We start from the raw sequence: 23,465 nt of genomic DNA, 5'->3' as shown, positions 1-23,465 counted from the left end.
ATTAGGTAAAACTGGAGGTGTCTTGAATGACAAAAATAGCTGTACAAGATCTATATTCAGATGATTATTCCTGGTGCTATGGATGTGGAAAGTTAAATGAAAAGGGTCACCAGTTTAAAACAAGATGGGAAGGGGAGAAGACAGTCACCATTTTTCAGCCGAAAAGTGAACATATGGCGGTTCCCGGTTTTGTTTATGGCGGAGCAATTGCATCATTGATTGATTGTCATGGCACAGGGTCTGCTGCACTGGCACTACACCGACAAAATGGGCATGAACCAGGTGACGGAAAAGAACCGCCTCGCTTTGTAACCGCTTCCCTTCATGTCGATTTTATGAAACCAACTCCGCAAAATGTAGAATTAAAAGCGGTAGGTGATGTAGAAGCGATTCATCCTAAAAAGTGGAGAGTGACCGTTGAAGTGTTCGCAGACTCTATTTTATGTGCCAAAGGGGAAGTCATTGCAGTGGTGATGCCAGATACGTTTCTACAAAAATAACATTCCAATCGTTATTTATTTGCTCTTTTTGATAGATAAATAATATGCCAAGCTATAAGTTATGTGATTAATGTAATTACAAGAATCATGTATCTTAAATCGTTTATATGTCTTCCTATAAAAACAGAAGGATTTTCTACAAAAAAATAGAACTTATAGGAAAAAAGGAGGGAACCCAACATGCAAGCACTACTAGTCATTGATGTTCAGAACGCGATAGTTGAAGCTGGGGAGTTTTCAAGTGAGCTTGACCACATGGAAAAGGTGATTCAAGATTTTAAAGCGAGCGGGCAGCCTGTCATTTTTATCCGGCATTTAGACCAAGTGGAGGAGAGCCCTTTATATAAGGATTCAGAAGGATCTCACCTGCACCCATCCTTAAGGGATTATGCAGAACATGTGGTAGAGAAGACAACGCAGAGTTCATTTTTCAAAACGAATCTTCCAGAGCTTTTAGAAGAGTTAGGGGTAGATCATCTCTTTATCGTTGGTTTTAATACGGAGTTTTGCTGCATGTTTACGGCGATTTCGGCGTTTGACCGTGGGTATAAGGTGACTTTTATCGAGGATGCGACCGGGACGACGAACAATGAAGATACATATGAAATGAAGGGACTGGATATCCGTGATTTTGTCGGAACTGTGCTTCATTGGTCAGAGGTTATTGAAGTGCTTGATTTTAAAGAGCATGTGGAGGAGTACCATTCTCTGCAAAAGACACTTAACTAGTTATTAGGAGGTAAATGGCTATCAATCATTTTGAAGAATACGACGATCCCATTTTGTATGATCAGGAGAATGAAGCTTATTTTCCAGAGCTTCCTTTTCTTTTAAAGTGGGCAGAAAAACAGCAAGGGATAATAGTAGATTTAGCTTGTGGGACTGGAAGGCTTACTATTCCATTAGCAAAAAGAGGTTACCATTTAGCTGGTGTGGATATCCATAATGGCATGCTGACTAAAGCAAAACAGAAGTCAGATCAGCATGGAGTACGAATTGACTGGCGAGAACAGGATTGCACAGTATTAGATTTACAGATTAAGAGCCATTTTATTTATTGTGTAGGCAATTCTTTTCAGCATTTCCATTCTAACGAAGAACAGGATCGATTTCTTACTTCTGTGTACAAACATTTACATGATGATGGCATTTTTATTTTTGGCACTCGTTTTCCTAGTGAGGAAGAGCTGCTGCAGCCAAGTACGGAAGAATATTGGAGATCGTATAAAGATAATGAACAGGTAACAGTCGACGTCTATACCATCAGCCAATATGACTCATTAAGTCAAATCCAGCATTATACCACAATCAGAAAATATAAAAATCAAGACGGCACGATCATAAATGAAAAAATAACTGGAATTCAATTAAGATATGTATTTCCAAAAGAAATGGAAAGACTTCTCCGTTCAAATGGATTTGAAATTCTCCATCATTACAGCGATTGGCAGGAATCCGAAATAACGAATGATAGCTATGAAAGCATTTATGTCTGCCGGAAAAAGAATTCATAGATGGTTAACCCAAACACTTGTCCTCCTTTTATGCTACAATAAATAAATCTAAAGAACAGCGGAAGGGGGGCAATGTTAATGGAAAAGACAATCACACATAAAATGATCAAGGAACGGTGCGGAACCATCTCCTATAAAAGAGGGGATGCTTTTTTTCGTGCCAATAAAGTCAGTTTTGAAAGTTATGATCAGAAGCAATGTGAAGCGACCGTGGATGGAGCGGAGCCTTTTTACGTTAAATTAAAAAGTGATGTGAGCGGTGAACTGCAAGCAGAATGTACATGTCCAAAGCTTGCCTCCTATACAAAGGACTGCCAGCATGTGGCAGCTGTGATGCTTGCAATCCACGAAATCCAGCGACAGGGGATATCGCCAATAGCACCAAAGGGCGGTAAAAGCGATTTAACTGATGGTTTGCTTAGTCTTTTTCAGAAAAAGTCTTTGCCAGCAAGCAGTCAGCAGCGTCATTTTGAAAATCGGATGATGCTAAAAGCAGAGTTTTTATGCGAGATAAAAGAAATCGGCAGCAATGATCATTTGCTGTCACTATCAATCAGCATACAATCCATTAGAATACAAAATATTCGAGCGTTTATTAAAGCGGTAAAAAAGCGGCAAACTTGTGTGCTGTCTTTGCAATTTACCTATGATCCTAATGAGCACTGCTTTCATCCGGATGTGGATCGCTTTTTCGAACTGCTCTATCAAATGATTATCGATGAGAGCATGTTTCAAGAAGAGGATAATGGTGAATTTATCATTTCTGCTTCTTTATGGTCTCATTTGAAAGAATATACAGGAAACATTCCGATCAAATTTTCCCAATTTCCATTGCAGGTATCTGAGCAAACGCCGCCGCTTCATTTTACACTAAAAGATGGTGCTCAAGCTGGACAATATGTTATGCATGTTCAAGGACTGCAGAACGCTCTTCTTTTTCATCGGTATTCTGCGATGCTCATTGACAGCATCATGTTTATGCTGCCGAAAGATCAATTCCAGCAGCTATATGAGCTGGATAAAATGCTAAAGCAATCCTCTGCAAATGAAATCCCGATCACAAAAGATCAGCTCGACTTTTTTATAAAGCAGGTTGTTCCAGGACTTCGGAAGATCGGAATTGTTCATATACCAGCTGATATTATGCGGACTCCGCTGCAGGCGAAACTGTATCTGGATCGAATCAATAACCGCTTATTGGCGGGTCTAGAGTTTCATTACGAACAAATTGTTATTCAGCCGCTTGAAAATCGCGAGCCTCCTCCTGGGGTAAGGATTGTGCGAGATGTGCAAAAGGAAAATCAGATCCTAGAGCTCATGGAAGAAGGTCAGTTTGCGAAAAGTGATGGCGGCTATATGCTGCAAAATGAGGGGCTTGAGTATCAATTTTTATATCACCTGCTGCCAAAGCTGCAAAAGCTTGTACATGTGTATGCTACAACGGCTGTGCGCAATCGGATTTTTAGAGAAAATCCTAAACCGCGTTTTCGGGTTGCTTTTAAAAGAGAACGAACGAATTGGCTTGAATTTAAGTTTGAACTTGACGGTGTTTCGGATCATCATATACGCGAGCTGCTTCAAGCGCTTGAGGAAAAGCGCAAATATTATCGGCTCCGCAATGGATCGCTGCTTTCGCTGGAATCAAAAGAGTTTGAGGAAATTCAGCGGTTCCTGCAAATGGTTCCGAGTCAGGTCAATGAAGAAGAGAGCCTCTACCAAATGCCTGTTTCGAAAGGGTTGCAGGTACTTGAAACGGATGAGAACGGACAGCTCTTTACAATGGAAGAGTCACTAAAAGGCTTTTTAGAAAAGCTGCAAAATCCTAATGAGGCCACATATCCTGTTCCTGATCAGTTAAAATCTATTTTAAGAGACTATCAAAAAGTTGGCTATTACTGGATGAAAACGCTGGCGGCTTACGGATTTGGCGGCATATTGGCGGATGATATGGGACTCGGGAAAACGCTGCAGAGCATTGCTTTTATTCTATCTGAATTAGATGCAGTGCGCGAACAGAGGAAACCGATCTTAATTATCTGTCCAGCATCCGTTACTTATAATTGGCTGCATGAGCTTATGAATTTTGCGCCAGAAATAGAGGCTGCTGTCATAGATGGTGAACAAAAAGAACGGGAAGCGATGATAAGCCGATTTTCAGAATTAGATGTTATGATTACTTCATATCCGCTGCTTTTAAAAGATAGTCGGAATTATGAGTCGTTATCTTTTCATACGGTTTTCTTTGACGAAGCACAAGCTTTTAAAAATCCAACAACCCAGACAGCCAAAGCAGTTAAAAAGATTCAGGCTGATCGCCGCATTGCTTTAACAGGAACACCAGTTGAAAATGCATTAGAAGAGCTGTGGTCGATTTTTCATGTTGTATTCCCGGAATTATTCGGCGGTATAAAAGAATACAGTCATTTAACCCGGGAGAAAATCTCCAAAAGAATTCGGCCATTTTTGCTGCGCAGACTAAAAAAAGATGTGCTTTTGGAGCTGCCTGAGAAGATAGAAATGATCGATTCATCCGAACTGCTTCCAGATCAGAAAAAGCTCTATGCTGCATACTTGGCAAAGCTTCGTCATGATACGCTCAAGCATCTGGATAAACAGACACTGAGGAAAAATCGCATCAAAATCCTCGCTGGCATCACCAGGCTGCGGCAGATTTGCTGTCATCCCGGCTTGTTTGTGGACGGATACAAGGGCGGCTCCGCTAAACTGGAGCAATTGATCCAAATCCTTCAAGAAGCACAGCATGCCGGCAGAAGGATACTGATTTTTTCTCAATTTACGAAAATGCTTGCCATAATTGGACAGGAAGCTGCAAAGTTGGGGATGGATTTTTTCTATTTGGATGGACAAACACCTTCTTCCGAAAGGGTAGAACTATGCACGCGTTTTAATGAGGGGGAACGCGATCTCTTTCTGATTTCGTTAAAAGCTGGTGGAACAGGTCTTAATTTAACAGGTGCAGATACTGTTATCCTATATGATTTATGGTGGAATCCAGCTGTTGAAGAACAAGCAGCAGACCGCGCCCATAGAATGGGGCAAAAACACCATGTGCAAGTGATAAAACTAATTTCAAGAGGCACCGTAGAGGAAAAAATTAATCTTCTTCAGGAGAAAAAGCGCGACTTAATAGATGAAGTATTAACATTTGATGCCAGTTTAACGGAAGAGGATATTGTAGAGCTATTACAATAGAGGACATGCTGCCTGGGGGTGTTTTTTAATAATTCCTGGGCAAGCCGTTTATCTTCATATATCTGTCAGCATATTTAGTGTTCATTACAATCTTTAAAAACACTTACTAAGCTAGCAAAAAAAGGAGGAGTAACAATGAATGCAACAGAAGGAATGATTGATGTAACAGGCGGTAAAGTATGGTATCAGAAGCATGTGGGAGAGGGGACCGGAACACCGGTCATTATTCTGCATGGCGGACCGGGTTCGTCTCATTACTCTATGCAGGATCTGAAAATACTCGCTAAGGACCGTCCAGTGATTTTTTATGATCAGCTTGGCTGCGGAAAATCCGAGCGGCCAAACGACAAATCACTTTGGCATATAGATCGTTTTGTAGAAGAGCTTGGGCAAGTCCGTGAAGCCCTAAAGTTAGATGAAGTACATATTCTTGGACACTCTTGGGGAACAACTCTTGCGGCAGCCTATTTATTAACAAAGCCAGCTGGCGTAAAAAGTGTGATTTTTTCAAGTCCATGCTTAAGTGCCCCTTTATGGGCAGAGGATCAGGAACGAAACCGCCAGCTTTTGCCGGAAGATGTCCAAGCTATCTTAAAAGAATGTGAAGCAAACGGAACAACCGATTCAGAAGCATATAAAGAGGCAACAGCTGAATTTAATAAAATGTTTGTCTGCAGATTGGATCCAATGCCTGCGTTTTTAAAGGAAGGCGCAAAATACAGAAGTCCTGAAGTATACAATATGATGTGGGGTCCTTCTGAGTTTCATGTAACTGGAAACTTAAAAAGCTTCGATTGTACACAGCAGCTGAAAGAAATCGAAATTCCATCTTTATATACATGCGGCCGCTATGATGAGGCAACACCACAGTCAACACAATCCTTTAGTGAGCTAACTCCTAATTCGGCATTTCATGTTTTCGAAAAAAGTGCCCATATGCCGTATATTGAAGAGCCTGAACAGTATGTAAATGTTATTTCTAATTTTCTTAACCAAAACGATTGAGTCACATATCGATGAGAAAAAATGTACTTGTAGCGAGTGTAGCAATATTTAATGAACAAGAAGAAGTTCTAATTATAAGAGAAGAAAAGAAGGGCTGGAATTTTCCATCCGGCCGTTTAGAAGATGGGGAAGATATTATTGCAGCAGCCACCCGAGAAGTGAGAGAAGAAACGGGACTGCAAGTATCGATTACAGGTACTACAGGTGTATATCAATTCATAAGTGATTCAAACGATCCTGTTATTCTTTTTCAATTTATTGCTTCACATAGCGGAGAGTCACTAAGAATGACAGAGGAAGATATAGTAGAAGCAAAGTGGATACGACTCTCAGATCTTATCCAAACAGAAGAAAGAATGCTGCGAAACGCTGCAAATATGAAGCGTATTGCGAAAAATTTGCTCAAAAATCCGCTATTTAACCTCTCTTTTTTTCATGAAGAGTAAAAAGCAAAAGGGACTGTACCCATCATTGGATACAGTCCCTATTAAAAAGGAGGAAAAGGGTATTGCTTGTCCTAGCTACATTTATAGAATAAAGGATAAATATGACGAGAGTATGAACAAAGAGTGTCAAACATCATAATTCCGTTAAACGATTTTATGACATTCCACCTTTCCGATTGAAAAATAGAATGGAGAAGGAAACGGCGGCCATTTTCCTTCTTTTAGTTTTGTAAAAGTAATACCTGCCCAATTTCTGCGTTCGTTTACTCCTGTGAAAAATATGTACAGAGTATTGCGGTCATGTTCGTTTTCACCATAATAGGCGCAGGGGGCGGCAATTCCGTGTTTATACCACTCTTCTCCAGCTTCACACTCAATCAGCTCATATGGATGAGATGACCAGTTGTTTCGGTCTCCATTTGGCTTCTTTCCTTCCAGCAGCCATAACCCTTGCGGAGGAAATGGCGTTCTTCCATATAAATTGGTGCTGCGGCATACCGTCATTTCAAAAGCTGAGGACGGTGTCTGATGAACAGAGGCATCATAATAGTTTTCATCCTCGTTAAATAGAGAGATAGGCTCAGACCAATCTTCTAAGCCGTTTTGACTTTCAATATATTGAATGGTATAGCGGGGTTCTCCGGTTTTTCCCGTTTCCTGAACAGTTGTCACATACCACATTCTCCATAAACCATTATAATAACGAACTTTTGGTTCAAGCACATTTGGACTGGCGGCAGTACCAGTTATTATTGGCTGCGGATAACGGACCCAGTTGTCCTCTTTCTTTTCGATGACACCAATTGAATATGGAGCTTGATTATCAAGGACTTTTTTTGAAGCCCTCCCAGTATAATAAACTCTCTCTACTCTGCCGCCTTTTTCATCGAATCCGCTTACAAAGCAAGGGGTATGATAGCCAAAATAATCCCAGCTGCCCTTAGCGGAATTAGCAATTAAAGGTTTTGCTTTCGTAGGATTATCTTTATCCGTCATGATTTTCCACTCATTACAATCAAGCCCTTCACCAGCAGGAAGGTAGGCAGAAAAAATATTATTTTTAAAATTAGACTGGAAACCGCCAAAAAACATCCACCATTGGTTTTGGATTTTTGTAACATGGGGGTCGCCAATCCCAAAAATGTTATGAATGGGTCCATACCGTTCTGTCTGATCAAATAGCTTCACAGGGTGTTTAAGTGTGAAATTCATGACTGGGAGTTCACATCTCCTTTTTCAACGAGCTTCTGGAAGCCATAATTGATAAAAGAATAGGCAAATGCTGTATAAAATAGATGCTTAGATTTAAATTTCTTAAGCTTATAGGCTCCAACTTTTTGGAAGAAGATGTTCAGTGGAAAAGCAAATATTAAATCCATTACTAAGTTTATAAGTGTATAGAGGAAAAATCTGCCGTTCGTAAAATGAAAGATCCACATATTGACGGCAAAGAAAGGGCCAAAAATAAAGGAAAGGGCATTAAAAATAGTATATTTAACCCCGCCTTGCGTCTTCCACCATTTATATCCAATAGCCATCATTGTTTCTGCCAATAAAACGCATGCCGAAAATAATGTAACCGTTAAGTATTTGCGAAATGAGGATTTGGGGAGAAATATAATGCTAAACCAAGATATAAGCACAATTGAAATTCTAAAAATTAGTGTCAATGGATCATCACCTCATATTTAAGCATTATGGAAAATGCAAAGTATTGTATTAACTTCCTTTTAGGATGGTTTAAAGTAGAAAAATTATACAACTGAGGTGATTCTAAAAATAAAAAAAGCCATCAGTTTGATATGGGACAAAACCAGACTGATGGCATAGTACTTATTGATTTTTTCTAAGAAAATGATCGCATAATATCCCTTCACGAATCGATTGATCAATAGGCATAAAATAAGGCGCTTGAATTTCCTCCATAAGAGCCAGGATAATCATAATCCCTGGAATAATGATATCTTTTCTTTTTTTAGAGAGCCCTTTTATTTTCCCACGATCTTGAACAGGGATGGAGGCAATCTCCATGAGAACACGATTAACTTCTGCATAGCTCATTACAGGCTGTTCAATCTTCTTAGTTGCTTGATGAACACGTCCTACGTTTCGCGCCGTTCCCCCAATTCCAATAATAGGAGCATTTTGATGGGTTAGCCAAGGATGCTTTTTAAACGTTTCAATTAAAAAGGAATGAATCTTTTCTAAATGAGCCACTGTCAATTCCTGATCACAAGGAAAGCGCCGATCCAAGGAGACTGCACCAAATGGGAAACTCACATATTCAATTAATTCTCGATCTTTAAATAGGGTAATCTCTGTGCTGCCTCCGCCAATATCGATCGTAAAGCCATCGTCTAAATCAATTGCATTCACAACACTGACATAGCCGTAATAGGCTTCTTCATATTCACTTAAGAGTCGGAACGGGCAATCTATATGTAATTTCATAGCATTTAAAATGGCTTCTTTATTTGAAGCCTGCCTAATGACAGCAGTAGCAAATCCCGTGACCTCTATTTCAGGGTAGGAGGTTAAGATTTCGTTAAATTGATTAAGGGTGGAAAGTAAGATTTGTATTCCTTCTTCTTTTAAATTGCCATCATCCTGAATATAATTGATCAGTCTTGCCGATACTTTTTCATTTTTGATTTCTGTGTAATTGTTGGTATTATCAATCTGATAAATGACCAGCCGAACCGAGTTGGAGCCAATATCTATAATACCGATCAGTCTTTCCTTCAATTCCTGTACACTTCCTTTGCTGGTTGTAGATCCTTTTATAAAGAAATCAGATAAATTTAATAGTAATCTATCGTAAAAAAAATGTAAATGCTATAATGACTTTGAAGACATTATAGTAAAAATATTAACGAAAATTTAACAATTCCTATTGTTTTGATTTACAAAACATTGGTAAAGTTTAAAGGATTTAAATGATTGAAGGAGTTGGAATGTAGTGGATTCAACAAAGAATGAAGCAGTGAACTTGGATGATCCTTCACTTTATAATAACAGAGAGCTAAGCTGGTTGGATTTTAATTACCGTGTTCTGGAAGAGTCACTGGATCCTCGCAATGCCTTGCTCGATCGCTATAAGTTTTTAGCTATTTTCAGTTCAAACCTTGATGAATTTTTCATGGTGCGAGTTGCAGGCTTGCTGGATCAGGTGAAAGCAGATTTCAATAAACCAGAGAACAAGGCGGGACTAACACCGAAAGAACAGCTGACAGCGATACATAAACGCACGCATGATCTTGTCAGAAAACAGGACTATGCTTTTTTACATGAATTATCCCCTTTACTTGAAAAAGAGAATGTGAAGTTTTTATCAATGGATGAGGCTTCTAAGGAGTTTTATTCGTTTTTAGAGAACTTCTTTGATGAAGAAGTGTTTCCTGTACTAACACCTATGGCAATAGATGCATACCGGCCATTTCCTATGCTTTTAAATAAATCCTTGAACCTTGCAGTTGTCGTAGAAGATAAATCAGCCGAAAGCAAGAAACTATTTCCCTTTGACGGCAATCTAGTACTCGTACAAGTCCCTGCAGTGATCAATCGATTTATTGAACTTCCTAAAAAGAATAATGTAAGACAGTTTATTTTATTAGAAGACGTCATCACTTTATTTACTCATAAACTGTTTGCCGGTTATCAGGTGAAGTCTGTAACTCCTTTCCGAATTACCCGTAATGCGGACTTAAATATCCATGAAGATGAAGCGGAAGATTTACTTCAGGAAATTGAAGAAGAATTAAAAAACCGCAAATGGGGAGCAGCTGTACGTTTGGAAATTAAGAAAGGCTGTTTTGATCAGCAGGTAATGGACTATTTACTATCTGAGCTGGAGATTCATACTGATGATATCTATACACTTGAAGCACCTCTTGATATGACGTTTCTGTTTGGTTTCTACCGGACAATTGAAGCAACACATGAACATCTGCGCTCGCAATCATTCATACCTCAGCCACCGATCGACCTTGAAGGCGACGGGGACATTTTTACAAAAATACGGCAAAACGACGTGCTTCTTCATCACCCTTACGAATCGTTTGAGCCAGTAATTGATTTTGTATCACAGGCAGCGGATTGTAAATCTGTTCTTGCAATCAAGCAAACTCTTTATCGAGTTAGCGGAGACTCTCCTATTATAAATAGTTTAAAGCGTGCTGCTGCTAATGGAAAACAAGTAACCGTTCTTGTTGAGTTAAAGGCGAGATTTGATGAAGAGAATAATGTTCAGTGGGCTAAAGAATTGGAAAGAGCAGGCTGCCATGTGATTTATGGACTGAATCATTTAAAAACACATAGTAAAATTACGCTTGTTGTCAGACGTGAAAAAGGAAGAATACAGCGTTATGTCCACTTAGGAACAGGCAATTATAACGATTCCACGGCTAAACTTTATACAGACATGGGCCTTTTAACATATAACGAAAAAATTGGCATAGATGCAACTAACTTTTTTAACTATCTCAGCGGTTATATGGACAAGCCCGATTATCATTACTTATCTGTTGCGCCGTTTGCGATCCGGGATACGTTTATAGAGCTGATTGATCAGGAAATTGCCTTTCATAAAGAGCATGGAAACGGAAAAATCGCTCTTAAGATGAATTCATTAACAGATAAGATTATTATTATGAAACTATATGAAGCTTCAATTGCTGGCATAAAAATTGATCTGATTATTCGAGGGATCTGCTGTTTGCGTCCTGGAATTACAGGGATCAGTGAAAATATAACAGTGCGCAGTATTGTTGGCACATTCTTGGAGCATACAAGAATCTATTGTTTCCATCATAATGGTGAAAACAAGGTTTTCTTGTCATCCGCAGACTTAATGACCAGAAATATGGAAAATCGAGTAGAAATCCTATTCCCGATTCTAAATATCGAATTGAAGAAACGAATCGACGAAACAATGAACATAATGCTTAGTGACAACTGCAAAGCGCGTGAACAAGCACCAGATGGATCTTATCATTATGTTAAAAAACAGCCAGGCGAAAGAGATATCAACAGCCAGCTCCTATTATGCGAAAAAGCTGCAACCAAAGTAATCCGCGAAAAGAAATACGAAGACCCGGTTGCACAGTTTAAGCTATTATTTTCAAAACGGAAGAACTAAGTAGAGAAACACCTCCAGGCTGGGGGTGTTTTTTTGTGCTATAAATTAATTTTAAGAAAATTTTAACTATTATGGTGATTTTTATATTATAATCTTAGCAATATATGAAAGGGGGAGTAATTGTGAGTGCCTGTTTTATTTGCAATAAACATGCTGGTGACTTGCCAGCTTCAAATCTTAAAATCTATGAAGATGAATATGTATATGCTGGGCATATTGATCGAGATGGACAGCCAAACTACCTTGGTCACATCATGATTGATTTAAAAAGACATGCAGCATCTCTAGCTGATATGACAATGGAAGAAGCCAGATCTTTTGGAATGATGATGACTAAATTGAGTAAGGCACTAAAAGATAGTGAGCAGGCTGAACATATTTATGCTTATGTAATGGGTGATGCAGTCCCGCATTTGCATATGCACCTTGTACCAAGATATCCTGGTACACCGAAGGAACATTGGGGTCCAAACGCCGTTTACGATTGGAATGCTGCTCCCATGGGAGAAGAAAATGAAGTTTACAATTTATGTGCCCGGATAAAACAGCACTTGGAAAATTATAATGAGTGATTTTGAAAATTTTATATGGATTGGAAGTCAGGAGACTTTTATTGATGCTCCGAATATACAACGATTTCATTCTATATCAGTGGGAAGATTCGGCGGTAATTCCAGTGCTGGTCAAAATAAGAATGAAGATGGATGTTTAATATGGTGTAATGAAAAAGAGGATTGGGAGTTTATGATCCTTTTGGATGCTCATCATACATCAGAAAGTGCCCAGTTGATTTTAGAGGTTTTTCAAAAAGAGCAAATTCAGATAAAGGACGTGTTATCTGAACCAATTCAAGATGCTTTTAAAAAGCTGGAAAAAAGGATTTTGCAATTGTTTCAATCTGAAGAGTTTTTAGCCTCTTGCCGAAAGGTTACAGGTGAAACAGCATGTTTGATCGTGTTCCGCAAAGGACAATATTTATGGTGGTTTTCCGTAGGTGACTGTGTATTATATCTGTTTCATGAAGAGTTAGCTGCCTTAGGTCAGTTGGAAGTTAATCAAAGACAATTTTATGAATGGATTGGACGAGTGAACACATTTGAACAGCAAGTCCCCTGCTACAGCAGAGGTGTCCGAGAGTTAAGAGAGGGAGAAAACCGGATATTCTTAACAACGGACGGCTTGCTGGAATGTCCTAATAAACCTTACTCAAACCCTACAAACATTTATAATTCTTTTCTCAATTCGGATAATGATAAAACGAATATAATGTCAATGTTAGAGGTCATTCAAAATAACGGTGTTAAAGATAGTACAACCATTATTTCATGGAATGTACATAATTCTATGGAAGCTGTAAGACCAAGCGAATAGGCACGTTAAATCAAGAAAGGATCATTATAAAATGAGAGCCGAAGAAGAAATGATGAACCTTATAACTGGTTACGCCATGAACGATAACCGTATCCGAGCAGTGTATATGAATGGTTCACGGACAAATCCCAATGCCCCAAAAGATCTCTTTCAGGATTTTGATATTGTTTATGTCGTGACAGAAACAGCGAGTTTTATACGTGATGAATCGTGGATCCTTCATTTTGGTGACTGATGATTCAGGAACCGGATAAAAATGATCAGGCATGCGGTGAACGGACAGATTTTGATACCTCCTATAGTTATTTAATGCTTTTTACAGATGGAAACCGAATCGACCTTCATATTGAAACAGAAGAAAGTATGAAAGAAAGATTTGTGTCTGAAAAATTAACATTGCCACTATTAGATAAAGATCAAATTTTACCAGCAATTGATCCGCCTTCAGATGTGGATTAGCACGTATGTAAACCGACAGAGGCTATGTATGCAGGCTGCTGTAATAATTTCTGGTGGTGTCTGCAAAACGTAGCAAAAGGGATCTGGCGTGATGAGCTGCCATATGCAAAGCAAATGTTCGAACAGGTCATAAGACAGGAATTAGATAAAATGGTTTCTTGGCGAATTGGCAGCGAACATAATTATAAGGTGTCGACAGGCAAAATGGGCAAATACTTCAAAATATATCTGCCAGCCTCTTATTGGGAACTTTATAAAGAAACATACTGTGACTCTGATAATTATTCATTTTGGGAATCTATTTTTAAGACATGTAAACTCTTTCATATGCTAGCACAAGATCTAGCTGATCATTTATCATTTACATACCTCATCGACGAAGAGCATAATATGATAAAGTATCTTTGTGCAGTAAGAAATTTACCTAAGGATGCCCAGAAGATATTCTAATCAAACTAAATTTTAATGAACCAGCAAGGATACAGGATGTATCCTTGTTTTTTTATATTGTGAAACATCGTGTGAAACAAGAAACTTCGAGTTTATTCGAGGTATTTCGGGGCGTCACTGTGACACATTAAAAAATTTAGTACTAAAGCATTAAATCTCTTCATATCTTATTTCTAGTAGTACAAGGATATAATGATTCCTTGTATTTTTTGTGTGAAACATTTTGTGAAACAAGAAAATCCGGGGCGTCACTGTGACGGTCCGAACGGCCCGAACGGCCCAAACCAAAAAATCCAAATAAATCTGAAAACGATAAGAATCACGAGAAATTTGAAGAAAATGGTATAAAAGGGTAATAATTTGGCGGAATTTCCTTTTTGTGTTCTTTTTATAATAGTTATATATTCTATATAACGAACAAAAAGGATGATGAGTGATCGTGATTAAGAATGGAAAATCGTTCAAATGCGTATTTTTATCTTTATTACTAATTTTGCTATCATGTTTTGAACAATCAGTTAAAGCAGATTCTGTTTCAGATTCAGATCTGCATGTTGTAATTGTGTATTCATCTGAAACAGGAAAGGTCACAGAAAACATCAAGCTCCTAGATATGCTGATCGGCCATTTTTCTCCTAATATGACATTTTTACCTAGCAGTGAGATTGAAGAAGCAGATCTTCAAGATGCAGACGTTCTTTTTTACTACGGAGAAGTGGTAGAAGTTCTGCCAGCTAAAGTCGGATCATTATTTGATTCTTTTACAAAAACTAAGGTCGCATTAGGCTATAATGTGGAGTATTTGGGAGATGATTATGATTTTATCCAGTTCGGTGACAATGTATTAATTAATGAATTAGTGCTGGTGGAAGGAAATAAGAAAAACGAGCTTGGGGATCGGCTTATTTTTCAAATGAAAGACTTAAAAGAAGCCGAGGTGCTAGTTAAAGGGGCAGGAAACGGAAAAGAGTATCCACTTTTTATAAAAAAGAATGAGCTTTACTATCATGCTTCCTATCAGATTGATTCCTTGTTTTCCACCTATTTAGGCGAGGTTTTTCATGAAGTGTTTAAAGCTGATCATCCAGAAGGACATCCTGCTTATCTTCGACTGGAAGATATCCATCCATTAACCGATCATACCATCATGAAGGAAATTGCCGATATATTCATAGAAAAAGAGATACCCTATATTATTTCTGTCATTCCGATTTATCGTAATCCAGAAACAGGTGATGAGTATCATTTCGGAGACTTTCCAAAGCTATTAGAAGTGCTGAAATATATGCAGGAAAATGGAGGGCGAATTATTCTGCATGGATACACACATCAATACAAAGCTGATGAGACAGGAGAGGGATTTGAATTTTGGGATGTGGATGCCAACATGCCAATAACGGTGCCTCCTGATGAAACGCCCGAAAAAAAACAAAGAAGTGACTTTCAGACAGAAGATGAATATTTAGCGTTTTTAGCGAAGCAAAAGGCATTTGAAGTTGACTATATTAAAACGAAAGTGACAAAGGGAATTCAGGATTTAGTCAGTTATGGGCTCATCCCATATGCCTTTGAAGCACCACATTATACGATGAGCCAAAGCGGATATGAAATCCTGTCTGAACACTTCTCGACCTATATAGGTCAGCTGCAGCTGGGAGATCGTGATTGGCAGATCATGGCACCAGCACCATACGCTACGAGTCCGACCTTTTTACATGGGATGAATCTTCTGCCTGAAACAATCGGCTATGTTGAGCCTGATAATCCTCATGCAATTGATGAAATGATGAAAAAGGCAGAGGAGATGACCGTGGTCAGAGATGGTTATATTGCTGGATTTTATCATCCGTATTTAGGGGTGGAAAAATTTAAAGAGCTGATCGGCCGGATGGAGCAGATTCCTAATTTGCAATGGATTGATCTGCAGCAAACAAGCAATGTGGTCCAAGTTGATAACATTACTGTAACTGCTGAAGAAACAGAGGAACTGAGTGTAAACGTAGAATATTTTGAGCTATTAAAAGACTCACCAGAGTTTTATAATCCAAAAGTGAAATCAACCGCTGACAATACAATGTGGTTATTTGCACTAAGTGCCGGCGGGATGGTTGTTCTGTTTGTGCTCTATGCAGTCATTATTAAGATACGGCGCATGCGGACCGAAAAGGGGAAATATTATGGTTAATTTTCTTTTTTATCTCAGCCTGTTTCTGATCTGGTTTATGCTTGTTTATCATATGTTTCTGATGCAAGGCGGATATATGCATTTCTTAAGATATCAGAAAAAAGCAGATTTATGGGAAAAACGGATGGCATATTACCCAAAGGTAAGTATTATCATTCCTGCCCATAATGAAGAAGTGGTGATTGAGAATACGATTGAGGCAATGATTCGTCTTAAATATCCGCGCAAGAGATTAGAGCTTATTATTGTGAATGACAACTCGACTGACAATACAGGCTCAATTATTAATAAGTATGCAAGAGCCTATTCCTTTATTAAAGCCATTCATACAAAGCCGCCCTATGCAGGCAGAGGTAAATCTGGTGCCTTAAATTCAGGGCTTGTGGCGGCAACCGGTGAATATATCGTTGTTTATGATGCTGATAATCAGCCGGAAGAGGATGCCGTTTATTATCTTGCACAAGCGTTGCAAAACGATCAAAAGGCTGGAGCAGTTGTTGGCAAATTTCGAGTTCTCAATGCAAATAAAAATATGCTGACATCCTTTATAAATATTGAGACCATTACGTTTCAGTGGCTCGCTCAGGCTGGAAGATGGTTTTGGTTTAAACTGACAACCATTCCTGGCACTAATTTTGCTATTCGGAGATCTATTTTAGAAGAATTAGGGGGATGGGATGAGCGAGCCTTGTCGGAAGATACAGAATTGAGTATTCGTGTTTACAACCTTGGCTATCATATTCGCTTTTTTCCAGCAGCAATTACGTGGGAACAGGAACCAGAAACCTTTAAGGTATGGTGGAAGCAGAGGACAAGGTGGGCAAGAGGCAACCAATATGTTATTTTGAAATTCCTAATTCAGTTTTTCCAGCTGAAAAACAAAAAAGTCTATCTCGATCTCTTTTATTTTCTCTTTACCTATATGCTGTTTCTAGCAGGAGTACTCGTTTCAAATTTATTGTTTGTGCTCAATCTATTTATGGATTTAGATATTTCAGCAGGCGGGATATCCTTAGTCTTACTAGTTCTGGCTTTCCTTTTGTATATGACTGAGATTATGCTGGCATTGAGTATTGAAAAAGAGCAAGCCACCTTTAAAAATATGCTAGCCGTCATCCTTATGTATTTCACTTATTCGCAAATCTGGCTTGCACTTGTTGTTTATTCTCTATATTTAGAAGCGAAAAGAGTGCTGCTAAAGCAGGATGTCGTTTGGTATAAAACGCAGCGGTATAAACAAACCTCATAAGGATTTGCACTTAAATATTTCTCGGGAAAGCGCAGGATTAGACGTTTTTCGGCTTTATCTGATGAAAAATATTGAAATAAAAAATGCAAGGCTACACAGCGGCAGCCTTGCATTTTTTCTATTATATGGCCAAGAATTTGGCGTGAAACATTTCTGTGAAACAAGATTTTCCGGGGCGTCACTGTGACGCATACAAAACCAGCGCCAAACTAATTCCGCCCATAATTGCAGAAGATACAAGGCCAACGAGGAGCGGACGCAGCCCAGCGGCTTTAATTTTTTTGATATCGGTGCCTAGTCCGACACTGGCCATGACCATGATAATGATAAATTTGGCCATGCTGCTCGTTTGATCTGTCCAGCTTTCAGGCAGTGAGATGAAGGAGTTTAGGGCAGCTGCTCCCGCAAAAAATAAAATAAAAACAGGAAACGATTTTTTTATTGCTGTCCATTTGGTTTCGGCACCGTCAATTTGTGCCGATTTCATTGAAATTAAAAATGATAAACCAATAGCTGCAGGAACAAGCAGCAATGTGCGCATCAGCTTTACAACAACAGAGGTATCACCTGCTTCATTGCTAAAGCTGTATCCAGCAGCAACGACAGAAGATGTATCATGAATCGCTGCTCCAGCCCAAACACCGAATTCATGATGGGACATGTTCAGCATGTTTCCAATTAAGGGATAAATAAAAACGGCCAGCACATTAAATGCAAAAATGGTATTTACCGCATATAATGTTTCTTCTTCTTTTGCTTTAATGATGGAACTGGATGTGACGATTGCTGTCGCTCCGCAAATTCCTGTTCCAAGACCAATTAATAGGGGAATATTGCCATGCAATCCTGCAAGCCTGCTAATGAAAAAGGTAAGGAAAACACCTGAAATGACGGCAATGATAACAATAACAAGGGCATCAACACCAACACTGGCAATTTCGGCGAAACTAAAGCTGAAGCCGAGGAGTATAATGGCCAGCTTCAGCAGTTTTTTTAACGTATAGCCAACCCCAGGTCCCAAAAAGCTGGGAACACCAAAAAATTGTCTGATCATAAAACCAATTAAAATACTAAAAATAGCTCCGCCAACAACTGGAAACATGCTGCCTAAATAGTTTGCCAGAAGAGCAATCAAAAGAACAAATAAAATACCAGGAAAAAATGTTTTCATCCATCCATAAAATTTAGCAACCATTCGATGTACCTCACTTCCAAAAATAAATCTAAGTAACAGTTTATCTTTTATTATAGAAAAAAACAGCCAAATCGCTGTTTTTTCTTTTGATTAATTGAATTTCCACTATGAAGATTGAATTATCTAAAAAACACAGCTACAATGATAGTGGAAAACAATGGTTGCGGCTAAGATTCTAGATTTTAAATCAAATAGTGAGGAGTGATTCCGATGGAACAGCAAACGGACATTTACCGCGCAGCAAAAGAAGGAACACTAGAGCGCGCTTTTTCTGATATGATCGCCGTTTTGCCAGGTGTAATCACACTTGAGCAAATGAAGGAGCGAATATTTGCATTAAACAGTGATGAACTAAACTGTCATATTGTACATGAAGACGAAGCGGGAATGATGATTGAATTACAGTACGGAGACATCATTCTTCCCTATGAAATTGAAGTAAACCAAGCACCAGAAGGCATCGAATATAAAGATTTTTTTCGTCAAGGCACGTTATTAGAAGAATCAGTTTATGAAGAAGCCAAAAATGGGACAGAAGTTTTTATCCGTACTCTTTTTCAAGGTGATGCACTAATTGCATATTATAACCAGCTGGAATTTATTTGGCGGGTAGCTCCAGATTTATTATTTGTATTAGATCATAGTGCAGCCATGAAGGTTATTACAAAAGAATATATTTCCTATTATGTGGGGAACGACTTGCTGCCAGATATACAAGATTTATATATTATTCATTCGATCTATGAAGATGGAGGCGAAGAAAGGGATTCACAGTACTGGTTCCACACACATGGCCTTCTTCGAACGGGTCTTACGGAAGTGGAACTGATTATTCCTAGCAGACTATCTTCTTATTATGGGATTCCTGACCTTTTTAGCACGTTTGTTCATAATTGTTTTGAGCATGGCTATGTGCCGTTAAATGAGCCAGCGATTATTGCACATAGCCAAGAAGGGGACATACGAGTGATTGCTGTACCCTGGGAAGAAGCTCTTTCGTACGTCGGAAAAAAAACGAAGGTTACAAACTTAAAAGACATCGAAAATGAAGAAATTCGATTACAGCCGCTGGATGCATCATTCGAATTTTTAGGTAATATGGACGATCGGGATGATATACACCAGCAGCCATCCTGCTTATTATTTCAATACGACGGAAATGATGACAGTATAGTCTGCTTTGATGTCGAATTTACATTAAATGAAGGTTTAATGTTTTTCAAAACGACAAGCGAAACGGAACGAATGGCATACAACGCCAAACAAAGCTTTGGTTATTTTGCTAATATTCGTGATACATATGGAGATGAAGATGAGTTTCAATTTCTAGTAAAAATCGGTATTCCATATGCAGAGGAAGAACATGAACATATGTGGTTTGAAGTTACACACATAACTGATCAAGAAGTATCAGGCATCTTATTGAATGAACCTTATTTTTTGCCTGATATGAAAAAAGACCATGAATATACACTGAATTTTAATCAATTAACAGATTGGGTCATATACAGAGAAGAAGATATGATTAATCCAACTAATTTATATCAATTTCTTAAATAATTTTATTCTATGAAAGGTGGCGTTTCCAATGACAGTACAAAACAAAGAGGTTCTAACCGTTTAAAGAAGCGGGAAATGATCTCATTTCTCGCTGACAAAAAGTGAGGAGAAATGCAGATGTTAACGTTAAAAGGAAAATACAATGAAGCAATTTGCTATACAGACATGGTGGATGACGCCACGATCGGGCAAATTATTACTCTATGTAACCAGGAATTTGCGAAGGAAAGCACCATTCGCATAATGCCTGATACGCATTCCGGAATAGGGAGCGTTATTGGAACAACCATGACGGTGTCCAATAAGGTTGTGCCTAGCCTAGTTGGCGTTGATATTGGCTGTGGTTTATATGTAGCTAAAATAAAAAAAGGCCGCATCAAAATGAATTTTGAAAAACTGGATCAATTGATCCGTGCAAGAATTCCGAGCGGGCATCAAACATTTGATCAGCCGCAAGCAGCCTTTGACCTAAGTGGTGTACATGCGTCCATTCATCAGGGGTGGGCACAGAGAAGCCTTGGCACACTTGGGGGAGGCAACCATTTTATCGAAATAAATGAAGGAAAAAACGCCATTTATCTTGTCATTCATAGCGGCAGCAGAATCTTAGGCAAAGAGATCGCCGAATATCACCAAGAGACAGCATATCAAAAACTATCTGATGAAAGAAAAGAGTTAAAAATTCAGATGAAAGATCTGAAAGAGCATGGTGATTTAGAAGCTGCTGAGCAAACAGAAGGCTTGCGTAATGACCGCAAAATTCCTTACGAGTTATCCTATGTACAGGGTGAGGACCTTCAGCATTATTTACACGATATGAATATTGCCCAAAACTTTGCAGCTGCCAACCGTGCGCAGATGGCAAATACCATTCTAAAAGGAATGAAATGGCATAAGGACATAATCGAAACTTTTGATTGTCCGCATAATTATATTGATTTGAATGAAATGATTCTGCGTAAAGGTGCTGCTTCTGCAAAAAGTAAGCAGCAGCTCATCATTCCACTAAATATGAGAGACGGCAGTATTTTAGCTGTCGGCAAAGGAAATGCCGCATGGAATTTTTCTGCTCCACATGGGGCTGGCAGAATGCTGAGCCGCTCAAAAGCAAAGGCGCAAATTAGTTTAGAGAGCTTTCAGAAATCAATGAAGAATGTATGGACTACATCTGTTTCAAAGAAGACATTGGATGAGGCACCTCAAGCCTATAAACCAGCAAAAGAAATTGAAAAAAGCATAGCTGATACGGCGGAAATCGTTGAAGTGATAAAACCCCTATATAATTTCAAAGGGTAGTGAATAAACTTTACATTAAAAGATAAAGCTAAAAATAGCTCTAACACGTTTACAAGTGTTAGAGCTATTTTTGTAGGTTTTAATGATAAGTGTCTTTACACCTGTATATTCTGATGTATAATGTAATAGGATTCATAAAAATAGGGGTGATCAAATGAAGTCGAGAGAATTAAAATGGGCATTAGCCGTCCTTGCCATTGTTTTATTAGGCTATTTGCTTCCTTTTACTGTATTAACAAACGTGGAAGCGTGGTACGGAAGCTTCTTATTATGGACCGTTTTAGCAGTTATTATTATTATGATTAATTACATATTATCAAAGAATTGGGGTGAGTAGCTTGAGTACAAACTTAGTGTGGTGGACGATCGCTATTTATATTATCGTATCTTTATTTATTGCATATTTATCACGGAGCGGCAAACAAACAAATATGACCAGCTATTTTCTAGGTGACCGCAAGCTGAACGGTTTTGTCTCGGCGTTAAGCTATAGTGCGACAACCTATAGTGCTTTTATGCTTGTTGGTTTGGCAGGTCTTACATATACGGGCGGCGTTGGAGCATACGGTTTTGAAATTATTTATTTTATGGGTGTATCATTAGTCGCTTTTTTTGGACCGCGATTTTGGCTCGTTGGAAAGAAATATGGATATGTCACTCCATCAGAGATGCTGGGAGATCGGTATAAAAGTAAAAAAGTAGCTTTTGTGGTCTCATTATTTAGTTGTTTATTTTTAATTCCATATAGTGCAGTCCAGCTTGCAGGAGTGGGGTATTTATTGCAGGGAATGACCAACAATGCCATTCCGTTCACAACCGGGGTTATTATTGCAACTGTGCTGGCAATCGTCTTTTCTTATATTGCAGGTATTCGTTCTGTTGCCTGGACAGATTCCCTGCAGGCCTTAATGATGATTATTACATCAACGGTGGTTGTATTGCTAATCATCCACGGCTTAGGCGGAGTAGGAGAATTCTTTGATACATTAAAAGCAAATGAGCCGCAGGCATTATCGGTTCCCGGTAATGGCTACTTCAGCTTCTTAACGTTTTTAGGATTGACCGTGCCTTGGTTTTTCTTTAGCCTGTCAAATCCGCAGGTCAGCCAAAGACTCTTTATGCCTGCCTCATTAAAAAGCTTAAGAACAATGCTAATGGGTTTTTTAATCTTCGGATTTATTTATACGATGGTGTCTGTTGTATGGGGCTTTTCTGCATCTGTTATGTTTCCGGATTTGGCAAATGCCGATTTGGCGACACCAAGAATACTTTCATCTGAATTAGTTCCGCCGATTTTAGGTGCGATCGTTATGGTTGGAATCATGGCTGCAGCGATTTCTACCATTGATTCCATTTTATTAACGTTATCCTCCCTTTTTGCCAGAGATGTCTATGGGAATATCAAGAAAAACAGTGATGACCGGCAGCAGTTATTAGTTGGGAAAATCGTGATCCCTGTGATTGCCATATTAGCGTATTTATTTGCACAGTCAAATGTTAGCTTAATTGCGGTCTTATCAGTTGCATCCTCTGCAGGCCTGCTGGTTGCCGTACCAGCGATTATCGGTGCATTCTTCTGGAAAAGAGGAACAGCTGCTGGGGTATTAACGAGTGTTACGGTGAGTGGAATAATTGTCATACTGTTTGAATTATTTAAAATCAAGCCATTGGGACTAGCATCAGGATTATGGGGCATTTCAATATCGACTGTTCTCTTTATAGCTGTCAGCTTGATCACCAAAGCACCAAAAGAAAAAGCAGATGAGTTCTTAACCTACTTAAAAACAGAATTGAAACGAAATAAAATTGTGTAATATCTTTTATCATTATGCCGCTTATTCAATTAGCGGCTTTTTTTATTTTTTAAACATTCTTGGAAAGATAG

At 38.7% G+C, this 23,465-nt stretch carries 19 protein-coding genes and 1 pseudogene; 16 read left to right on the top strand and 4 right to left on the bottom strand.

Annotation, left to right across the window (positions count from 1 at the left end; genetic code table 11):
• Window positions 1–26 precede the first annotated feature (26 nt).
• From A6754_RS12465 to A6754_RS12440, 6 genes are all read left to right on the top strand, one after another.
• Complete coding sequence (locus A6754_RS12465; protein ID WP_066445982.1) at window positions 27–500, top strand: PaaI family thioesterase; 474 nt, start codon at window positions 27–29, stop codon at window positions 498–500.
• Window positions 501–680: 180 nt separating this feature from the next.
• Window positions 681–1,229, top strand: coding sequence for a cysteine hydrolase family protein (locus A6754_RS12460; RefSeq protein WP_066445979.1), 549 nt, complete (start codon window positions 681–683; stop codon window positions 1,227–1,229).
• Between the two features lie 14 nt (window positions 1,230–1,243).
• Window positions 1,244–2,014, top strand: coding sequence for a class I SAM-dependent DNA methyltransferase (locus A6754_RS12455; protein ID WP_066445976.1), 771 nt, complete (start codon window positions 1,244–1,246; stop codon window positions 2,012–2,014).
• Between the two features lie 78 nt (window positions 2,015–2,092).
• Window positions 2,093–5,227, top strand: a complete 3,135-nt coding sequence (locus A6754_RS12450; RefSeq protein ID WP_066445966.1) for a DEAD/DEAH box helicase — start codon at window positions 2,093–2,095, stop codon at window positions 5,225–5,227.
• 135 nt (window positions 5,228–5,362) lie between these two features.
• Window positions 5,363–6,232 (top strand): proline iminopeptidase-family hydrolase, encoded by an 870-nt coding sequence (locus A6754_RS12445; RefSeq protein WP_066445964.1) that lies wholly within the window; start codon window positions 5,363–5,365, stop codon window positions 6,230–6,232.
• An 11-nt stretch (window positions 6,233–6,243) separates the two neighbouring features.
• Complete coding sequence (locus A6754_RS12440) at window positions 6,244–6,678, top strand: NUDIX hydrolase (protein WP_066445962.1); 435 nt, start codon at window positions 6,244–6,246, stop codon at window positions 6,676–6,678.
• Between the two features lie 144 nt (window positions 6,679–6,822).
• Here the strand turns inward: A6754_RS12440 and A6754_RS12435 are convergent, their stop codons facing one another.
• From A6754_RS12435 to A6754_RS12425, 3 genes are all read right to left on the bottom strand, one after another.
• Window positions 6,823–7,890: a hypothetical protein gene (locus A6754_RS12435; RefSeq protein ID WP_066445960.1), complete on the bottom strand. Its 1,068-nt coding sequence runs from the start codon at window positions 7,888–7,890 to the stop codon at window positions 6,823–6,825.
• Window positions 7,887–8,231 carry a hypothetical protein gene (locus A6754_RS12430; protein ID WP_257297576.1) on the bottom strand — a complete coding sequence of 115 codons (345 nt, stop codon included), beginning with the start codon at window positions 8,229–8,231 and terminating at the stop codon, window positions 7,887–7,889. The genes A6754_RS12435 and A6754_RS12430 overlap by 4 nt, the downstream gene beginning before the upstream one ends.
• A gap of 280 nt (window positions 8,232–8,511) precedes the next feature.
• On the bottom strand, window positions 8,512–9,423 hold the full coding sequence (locus A6754_RS12425; protein WP_066445956.1) for a Ppx/GppA phosphatase family protein: 912 nt from the start codon (window positions 9,421–9,423) through the stop codon (window positions 8,512–8,514).
• A 214-nt stretch (window positions 9,424–9,637) separates the two neighbouring features.
• Here A6754_RS12425 and A6754_RS12420 point away from each other — a divergent pair, with 214 nt between their 5' ends.
• The 6 genes and pseudogenes from A6754_RS12420 (at window position 9,638) to A6754_RS12395 (ending at window position 17,529) form a co-directional block, all read left to right on the top strand.
• Window positions 9,638–11,815, top strand: a complete 2,178-nt coding sequence (locus tag A6754_RS12420; RefSeq protein WP_066445953.1) for an RNA degradosome polyphosphate kinase — start codon at window positions 9,638–9,640, stop codon at window positions 11,813–11,815.
• A gap of 122 nt (window positions 11,816–11,937) precedes the next feature.
• Complete coding sequence (locus A6754_RS12415; protein WP_156495783.1) at window positions 11,938–12,387, top strand: HIT family protein; 450 nt, start codon at window positions 11,938–11,940, stop codon at window positions 12,385–12,387.
• Window positions 12,380–13,186, top strand: coding sequence for a PP2C family serine/threonine-protein phosphatase (locus tag A6754_RS12410; protein WP_066445948.1), 807 nt, complete (start codon window positions 12,380–12,382; stop codon window positions 13,184–13,186). Before A6754_RS12415 ends, A6754_RS12410 begins: the two co-directional genes overlap by 8 nt.
• Window positions 13,187–13,217: 31 nt before the next feature.
• Window positions 13,218–14,095 (top strand): annotated as a pseudogene (locus A6754_RS12405) (aminoglycoside 6-adenylyltransferase).
• Window positions 14,096–14,534: 439 nt separating this feature from the next.
• Window positions 14,535–16,280: a polysaccharide deacetylase family protein gene (locus tag A6754_RS12400; protein ID WP_066445946.1), complete on the top strand. Its 1,746-nt coding sequence runs from the start codon at window positions 14,535–14,537 to the stop codon at window positions 16,278–16,280.
• Window positions 16,273–17,529 (top strand): glycosyltransferase family 2 protein, encoded by a 1,257-nt coding sequence (locus tag A6754_RS12395; protein ID WP_066445943.1) that lies wholly within the window; start codon window positions 16,273–16,275, stop codon window positions 17,527–17,529. The genes A6754_RS12400 and A6754_RS12395 overlap by 8 nt, the downstream gene beginning before the upstream one ends.
• Window positions 17,530–17,707: 178 nt before the next feature.
• Here the strand turns inward: A6754_RS12395 and A6754_RS12390 are convergent, their stop codons facing one another.
• Window positions 17,708–18,724, bottom strand: a complete 1,017-nt coding sequence (locus tag A6754_RS12390; RefSeq protein ID WP_082851682.1) for a YeiH family protein — start codon at window positions 18,722–18,724, stop codon at window positions 17,708–17,710.
• Window positions 18,725–18,934: 210 nt separating this feature from the next.
• Here A6754_RS12390 and A6754_RS12385 point away from each other — a divergent pair, with 210 nt between their 5' ends.
• The 4 genes from A6754_RS12385 (at window position 18,935) to A6754_RS12370 (ending at window position 23,394) form a co-directional block, all read left to right on the top strand.
• Window positions 18,935–20,284, top strand: coding sequence for a DUF4026 domain-containing protein (locus tag A6754_RS12385; protein ID WP_066445940.1), 1,350 nt, complete (start codon window positions 18,935–18,937; stop codon window positions 20,282–20,284).
• Window positions 20,285–20,401: 117 nt separating this feature from the next.
• Window positions 20,402–21,580, top strand: coding sequence for an RtcB family protein (locus A6754_RS12380; RefSeq protein ID WP_066445927.1), 1,179 nt, complete (start codon window positions 20,402–20,404; stop codon window positions 21,578–21,580).
• A gap of 154 nt (window positions 21,581–21,734) precedes the next feature.
• Window positions 21,735–21,917, top strand: coding sequence for a hypothetical protein (locus A6754_RS12375; RefSeq protein ID WP_066445925.1), 183 nt, complete (start codon window positions 21,735–21,737; stop codon window positions 21,915–21,917).
• Window position 21,918: 1 nt separating this feature from the next.
• On the top strand, window positions 21,919–23,394 hold the full coding sequence (locus A6754_RS12370; protein ID WP_066445923.1) for a sodium:solute symporter family protein: 1,476 nt from the start codon (window positions 21,919–21,921) through the stop codon (window positions 23,392–23,394).
• Window positions 23,395–23,465: the final 71 nt, after the last annotated feature.

The sequence above is a fragment of the Cytobacillus gottheilii genome (assembly GCF_001636345.1).
In the GTDB taxonomy this organism is placed as follows: domain Bacteria; phylum Bacillota; class Bacilli; order Bacillales; family Cytobacillaceae; genus Cytobacillus; species Cytobacillus gottheilii.
This window is presented reverse-complemented; position numbering and strand designations above follow the sequence as displayed.